This window comes from Aquiflexum sp., assembly GCF_977115555.1.
Map to the genome: position 1 here is coordinate 1 of NZ_CDSBKL010000182.1, position 7,951 is coordinate 7,951.

General features: G+C 39.4%; 4 protein-coding genes and 2 pseudogenes. All 6 read left to right on the forward strand.

Going from position 1 to position 7,951, the window contains the following annotated elements; all coding sequences use genetic code 11:
- A pseudogene (locus ACZFYI_RS11795) lies at nt 1–189 on the forward strand (BamA/TamA family outer membrane protein); the annotation flags it as partial.
- A gap of 713 nt (nt 190–902) precedes the next feature.
- Entirely contained in the window at nt 903–2,114 is a 1,212-nt protein-coding gene (locus ACZFYI_RS11800; RefSeq protein WP_462524330.1) for an iron-containing alcohol dehydrogenase, read from the forward strand.
- 105 nt (nt 2,115–2,219) lie between these two features.
- Nucleotides 2,220–3,644: an aldehyde dehydrogenase family protein gene (locus tag ACZFYI_RS11805; protein ID WP_462524331.1), complete on the forward strand. Its 1,425-nt coding sequence runs from the start codon at nt 2,220–2,222 to the stop codon at nt 3,642–3,644.
- Between the two features lie 142 nt (nt 3,645–3,786).
- Nucleotides 3,787–6,159 carry an arylsulfatase gene (locus ACZFYI_RS11810; RefSeq protein WP_462524332.1) on the forward strand — a complete coding sequence of 791 codons (2,373 nt, stop codon included), beginning with the start codon at nt 3,787–3,789 and terminating at the stop codon, nt 6,157–6,159.
- A gap of 193 nt (nt 6,160–6,352) precedes the next feature.
- Nucleotides 6,353–6,727, forward strand: coding sequence for a hypothetical protein (locus ACZFYI_RS11815; protein ID WP_462524333.1), 375 nt, complete (start codon nt 6,353–6,355; stop codon nt 6,725–6,727).
- Between the two features lie 392 nt (nt 6,728–7,119).
- Nucleotides 7,120–7,951, forward strand: a pseudogene (locus tag ACZFYI_RS11820) (hypothetical protein); the annotation flags it as partial.

Consider the following 7,951-nt stretch of genomic DNA (forward strand, 5'->3'; position numbering starts at 1 on the left):
TTCGTCAATGCAGGAAGCTTTAGTAGTAGAGACATCAATGAGAAACTTTTTGAACAGTTCAATCCGGGATATGGACTCGGCCTTAGGGTCATGATCAACAAACAAAACCGTACCACCATCACTGCTGATTATGGATGGGGCCAAAAAGGCAATTCCGGGTTTTACCTCAATGTGAATGAGAGTTTCTAAGAATCAGGTGCTAAAACTTTCAATTCGATAATGGAAAATATCATGTTATCCTAAATGGGAATCAGGCTTAGAATGAAACCGAGCTGCGAGCAATTGGTATAGTTTATGGATGAAAAAAGAGGGGCTTGTTAAAAAAACAAGTCCCTCTTTTTATATACGGTTGCTTTGGAAAAGTAATATAGGAAGCAGGTTATCCGATTTTTGAAAAAAACTAAATGTTCCTGATTTTCCAACCATTTTTAAAATCCCAGAATACTTGAATGATTTATATTTAAACCAAAAAGAATTAATTATCCAAACCATGAAGAGGATCCCAAAAAAAAAGAAATTTCTAAGGACCACTTATATGAGTTTTTATAAGACTTCTCAGATGGCAGTAAAAATTCTTCTGTGAAAAATCCTTCAGGCACAGTTTGTTTAAATGCTTTTCAATCCTTTTTTGGAAATTTCCATTGGATAATTTAACAATATTCGATAAAAAATGACAAGTATGAGGGACGATCCTTCACATTTAAAGTATTCAGATTCCTACTTTTATAAATCATGAATTTGCTAAATCTAGATAGAAAACCTTGTTATTTAACTGTATAAAATAGGCTTTGAATAAACATGAGTGTTCAAAGACTTTCAAGAAAAGGTATTCCAATCCATTGCAGCCAATTCTAATTTTAATCATTTGCAATTTCTTTAATTTAATCTTCTAACAATAAAAAATGAGAAAGTTACTCCTACGGTCCTTTTACAGGATATATCAATCAGTTTTTAAAATGGCAATGCCGTTTCTTCCTTGGAGAAGACCAGTTTTGTTGGAAGGAGCCGGAAGTATCAAAAAATTGCCGGGCTTGCTAGAAGAATTGAAAATCAAAAATGTTTTGATTGTAACTGACAGCACTTTAATGAAGCTTGGCTTATTGGATAATTTGATCAAGGAATTGGGTATAAATGGTTGTAAATATGCTATTTATGACCAAACTGTACCTGATCCAACTATTGAAAATGTTGAGGAGGCTTTGAAACTCTATCATAAGCATAATTGTAAAGCAATTATTGCATTTGGCGGAGGTTCTCCCATGGATTGTGCCAAAATAGTAGGTGCGCGGGTTAGCCGTCCCAAAATGCCCATTGAGAAAATGAAAGGGGTGTTAAAAGTTATTTTCAAAATTCCGACATTGATTGCAGTACCTACCACTGCAGGAACAGGCAGCGAAGTAACATTGGCCGCTGTGATCAGCAACAGTGTAACCCACGAAAAATATCCGATCAATGATTTTTGCCTTATTCCCCATTATGCGGTCCATGATCCTGAACTCACACTGAAACTCCCCTCTCATATCACCTCGATGACGGGAATGGATGCTATGACCCACGCTGTAGAAGCTTATATAGGAAGAAGCAATACCAAAGAAACAAAAAAAGCAGCTTTGGAGGCAATCGCCCTTATCCACCAAAACTTATTAAAAGCTTATACTACTCCCGGAGACATACAAGCTAGAGCAGCAATGCTTAAAGCCTCATATTTGGCTGGTGTGGCTTTTACCCGCGCTTATGTGGGATATGTACATGCCATTGCCCATACCATCGGAGGATTCTATGGAATTCCCCACGGATTGGCCAATGCCATCATCATGCCCCATGTTTTAGAATATTATGGAAGTGCGGCAAACGGTAAACTTGCTGAACTTGCCGACCACCTGGGTATTGGAAAGGGAAGCCAAAGTACCGATCAAAAAGCAAATGCTTTTATCCAATACCTAAAAGAAATGAACCAAAAAATGAATATCCAAAGTAACATTGAGCAAATTGAAGAAAAGGATATGCCGGAAATGATTAGCAGGGCTTTGGCTGAAGCCAATCCGCTTTATCCTGTACCACGTGTTTTGTTCGAGGAGGAATTGAAAGAATTGTATTATAAAATCAAAGGTTAGATCATTTCAAAATCAGATTATGGCAAAACGCTGATTGTAATTCCTAAAAAATCAACCAATTAAAATAGAATAATTAACAAATTATCACTTTTAAAATTTAAATAAATGGACATTGAATTGATGAAATCCCAGGTAAATGAGGTTTTCGATTTGCAAAAAGCGCATGCTTTCAAAATGAGAACAAGTTCTGCAGAAGAACGAATTCAACTGATTCGAAGTCTTCACGATTGGGTACTATCCCATAGGCAAGACATTAAAGATGCGATGTTTGCTGATTACCGCAAGCCGTTTACAGAAACTGACATCACCGAAATTTATCCTGTCCTTTCTGAAGCCAAACATACTATCAAGAATCTGAAGAATTGGATGAAAAATAAGCGGGTACCTACCCCTGTTACTTTTCTTGGTACTACAGCCTCTATACAGTATGAACCAAAAGGCAGAAGTTTGATCATTGCACCATGGAATTATCCCTTTAATCTAGCGATTTGTCCTTTGGTATCAGCTTTAAGTGCAGGTTGTACTGTTATGATTAAGCCATCAGAAATGACTCCGCATACCTCAGCGCTGATAAAGACGATGATTGAAGAACTTTTCGATAAAAAATTGGTGTGTGTGATTGAGGGTGGGCTTGAGGCAAGTCAAGCACTCCTTGCCAAACCATTCGACCACATCTTTTTTACCGGAAGTCCTGCTGTCGGCAAGATAGTCATGAGGTCAGCTTCTGAGCATCTTGGTTCTGTCACTTTGGAATTGGGTGGAAAATCTCCTGTAATCATAGAAAAGGATGCAGACTTAAAAGATGCAGCCAAAAAAATTGCCTCAACAAAATTCATCAATTGCGGACAGACCTGTGTTGCTCCTGATTTCATTTTGGTTCCAAAGTCTATGCGGGATGAATTTGTTAAAAATTTAAATGAAGCCATTGATTCGCTCTATGTAGTAGATGGACTCGGTATAGAAAAAAGTGCGGACTATGGCAGAATTGTCAATGAAAGACATTTCAACAGACTCAATCAAATGGTTGAAGATGCTATCACTAATGGCGCTACTCTCGCAAAAGGAGGTAAAAATATCCCGGCAGAAAATTTCATCGAACCCACCATCCTCACTATGGTCAAAGAATCAATGTTGGTAATGGAAGACGAAATATTCGGGCCAATATTGCCGATTTTGGACTACGAGGATATCGATGAGGCCTTGGACTTTGTCAATAAAATGCCAAAACCTCTGGCCCTTTATGCATTTTCCAAGAGTGACAAGAAATTGGGTTACATCTTCAAAAAGACAAGTTCCGGGGGAGCAGTATCCAATGACTGTGTCCTACATTTTATCCATCCTGAGCTTCCTTTTGGGGGAGTCAACAATTCAGGAATAGGAAAATCACACGGCCATTTTGGATTCCTGGAATTCTCTAACCAAAAAGGAGTTCTCAAGCAAAGGGTTGGGTTTACGGCTGTAACCCCTTTATTTCCACCTTATAACAAAGCCAAAGAAATGATTATCGATGGCCTTTTAAAGTGGTTTTAAAGAGAATTCTGATCCACCGAAACTAATATGGTTTTGGAAATGCCAATTTTAAACTCCCTTCAAAGGAGGTAGCCTGTATCCAATAAAATTCTAAAAATTTAAATAGTCAGATATGAAAATTAGATTTAAACTTTTGTCCATAATGTCATGCTTTCTGGCATTCATGGCATGTGAACCTGAACAGACAGCATCCACTTCAGGTACAGGTCCTGACGGCATTGACCGAACAGTACTACCCATCAAAGAACCTGAAAGGGTGCGATATAGCGAACTCGATGTGCGCAACGCCACTCCTCCGCCAAGATTTGAAGTTAAAGCTCCCAAAGACGCACCAAACATAGTAATTATTTTGATGGATGATATGGGATTTGCTGTTCCCGAGACATTTGGCGGTCCGGCATATATGCCGACCCTTGACCGCCTCGCCAAAAATGGCTTGACTTATAACCGCTTTCATACCACTGCACTCTGTACCCCAACAAGGGCGGCTTTGCTCACCGGATATAATTCACACTCTGTAAACCTTGGGATTATTACCGAATTGGCAACTTCTTATCCCGGGTATACCTCGATCCGCCCTCAATCCATTACCCCAATGGCTGAAGTTCTGAGGCAAAACGGGTATAGTACTGCCCAATTTGGAAAAAGCCACGAAACGCCTACCTGGGAAAAATCAAGTAACGGACCACAAGACAGATGGCCCACCCATTCAGGCTTTGAGAAATTTTATGGTTTCTTGGGTGGAATTACCAACAACTGGGCGCCAGTCATTTACGATGGGGTTACCATGATAGAAACTCCCAGTTATCCAGGATACCATTTTACCAACGACATGACCAATCAGGCTGTTTCATGGGTAAACAAGCAGCAAGCTTTGCAGCCTGACAAACCATTCTTCATGTATTATGCACCTGGTGCAACAAGAGCACCGCATCATGCCCCTAAAGAGTATTCTGCCAAATACAAAGGCAAATTCGACAAAGGATGGGATGTATTGCGTGAAGAAACACTTGAGCGTCAGAAAAAATTGGGTATCGTTCCTGCCAATACAATACTTCCTCCCAAGCCTGAGCAAATTAAGGATTGGGCCGATTTATCTCCCGTTGAGCAAAAATTATTTGCCCGTCAGATGGAAGTTTTTGCAGGGTTTGCAGAGCATACCGATCATGAAATTGGCCGCTTGATAGATGCCATTGAAGAAATGGGAGAATTAGACAATACCATTATCTTCTTTATTGCCGGTGATAATGGCTCCAGCGCCGAAGGTCAGCAAACAGGTATGTTCAATGAATGGACCTACTTCAACCGGGTCAAAGAAAATGTCGAGGATATGATGAAGCTTTATGACGAATGGGGCACCGAAAGCACCATCCCTCACATGGCTTCTGGATGGGCTGTAGCTACCAATAGCCCTTTCACATGGACTAAGCAAATGGCTTCAGATTTTGGAGGGACCCGAAACGGTTTGGTGGTGCATTGGCCTAAAGGCATAAAAGCAAAGGGTGAAATGAGAAATCAATTCGGGTTTGTAAGTGACATAGCTCCAACCGTATATGAAGTTACAGGAATTCCTTCACCAAAAATGGTAAACGGAATTGCCCAAGACCCTATTGAGGGCACAAGTCTTGTCTATTCATTTGACGATGCTTCCGCACCAGAACAACATACTGTTCAGTATTTTGAAATTGGGGGCAACCGTGCTATTTACGAAGATGGTTGGTATGCCCGAACCATTCACATAGCGCCCTTTTTGCCTGAACCATTCAATACACTGCAAAATGATGTTTGGGAATTGTACAACACCAAAGAAGACTTCAGCTTATCCAATGACCTAGCCAAAACAGAGCCGGAAAAACTTAAAGAGATGCAGGCCCTATTTATGAAGGAAGCTGAAAAATACCACGTGCTACCTATTGATGATCGCACCGTGGAGAGAATGATAGCCGAAGTCGCAGGCAGGCCAACTGTAATGGCACCAGGAATAACATCAATGAGGCTAACTAAAGATATGAAAGGACTTGGCGTGGATGTATTTCCTAGCTTACAAAATACCTCCTACAGTATTACCGCTGAGGTAGAAGTCGGGCCCGATGGAAATGGTGTCTTGGTTTGCCAAGGCGGGCGATTTGGTGGATTGTCATTCTATGTCAAAAACGGAAAGCCTTTCTTTACCTATAATTTCCTAGGATTGAATTCCACAACCATTTCTTCCACACAGTCTTTAGCTCCTGGAAAACACACCTTGGTGTATGAATTTAAATACGATGGAGGCGGACCAGGCCGCGGTGGTGTTGGAACGATTACCGTGGACGGTCAAAAATTTGGAGAAGGCCGCATTGAAAGGACCCAACCGGGAATTTTCTCGGTGGTGGATTTGGCAGATGTGGGTGTTGATTTAGGAACTGTCGTGGCTGATTATGGTGCGTCAAGCAAGTTTAATGGAAACATCAATAGTGTGACTGTACAGCGTATTGCTGCAACCGTTCCATCAGAAACCCCGGCCATAATTGATTAAAAAGTAAGGTCAGCTTGATCACTTGGTTCCAATGGCTAAGGGTTCATGGGAGTTTTAAAGGAAGAATTTCAGTGAGTATTTACCTTGGAAATCTCATTGGAATTCTTCTTTATTTTCTGAATTAAGGAGAATATTCTTTCAAAAATTTAAGATAACGATCATGAGTAAATTTGTGTCAAACTTTAAATGGATCATGCTCATTTGCGGATTACTTACCTGCAGCATGTTTCTTGGGCTTTTTTCTCCGGAAGCCTCCCTTAATTCAAATTTTGGTGAACCGCTTGTAACTGGGCCTGAAAATGTCGTTGTCCGGGGATGGTCAGCATTAATTGGTCTCATGGGAGTAATGTTGATTTATGGTGCATTCAAACCTGCCGTTAGGCAGTTCTCTTTGGTAATTGTTGGAATCAGCAAAGTCATTTTTATATCGTTGGTTCTTTCGTTTGGCAGTCATTATTTAAGCTTTGGGGTAGGAACTGCGATCGTGGTTGACTTGGTCATGATATTTTTGTTTATACTTTACCTCATCTTCTCAAAATCCATTAATTCGGATTATTCCCATACTTAAAAGGCAACCATAGTTTAGATTTACGAATATAAAAATGAATCTCAATTGGTTATCGGGAAGTTATCTATTGCCTCCTTTCACAAATAACAGTAAATCAAAGGTTTCATTACAATCTGAATAATGACCATTGATAAGGTATTCTTTGTAAAAGGTATTTTATAACTGTCATTATTTGGTAAGTATGTTATTTCTGACTCAATTGTTTTGGATTAATAATACTAGACACTTACCTTAATTTTTCAACCTAAAAGTTTTTCTTCTTTTTGGATTTGGTCTTTTCATCTCCAGCAGGTGAATAATTTTAAAGCTCTCCCTAAAGGGGGTTAGCTTTTACCCAAGACTGATTTTTTTACTAACTTCCCACTCGATTATACCAGTTTACCTTTTTTGAAATGAACTCTGGATTTGATTTCAATAATATAGTTTTCATTATTTCTGTGGCCATTGGCCTTCAGACGGGAATTCTTCTGTTGGTATATTCATTCCGAAAGAACAATCGGAGCATCTTACTTGCTCTGACTTTCTTAAGTCTTTCATTAGCCATCCTTTTCAGTATGCTGATCAATTCCGGGATGATGGTTAATTTTCCTGAAATCTATAGGTTTGGAAATATTTTTGCCTTGATTTTTGTTCCATTGCCATTTCTTTACATGAAATGTGTCATTGAAAATAGGGCGCTGAAATGGACTGATATGCTTCATTTCATCCCCTTGCTGGTTTATATCATTGATTATTCTCCGGTACTTTTTCTTTCTTCAGCCGAAAAGCTGGAATTGATCCTCCAAGAAATCAATGAACCCAACAAATTCACTGAATTCAGGCAAAGCACGTTTTTTCCAAATGGTTTTCACCAGACTTTCAGGACAGTTTTGATAAATTTTTATTGGTTGTTGCAAGTGGGTATTTTGATCAAATGGAAAAAAAGCATCAAACGGCCTCTCAACAAGTTTGAAAAAGACTGGAGTACCTGGATGGTCTTTTTCATGACCTTCCAGTTGTTTCTGTTTTTACCTTTTTACATGACCTATTTTTGGCTGGACAAAGACTTGGTATTCATATTAGTCCATTTCACAGGAGCGCTTTTACTGATGCTAAGTGCTGTATTTATTTATTTTTTCCCACAGCTTTTGTATGGGTTGGATGAGATCAAATTTGTTTCAGATCAGATTGCCAAAATGGAGTCTTCTTCAAAAGAAGAAAAATCAGAATCGCAACCTGACGAAA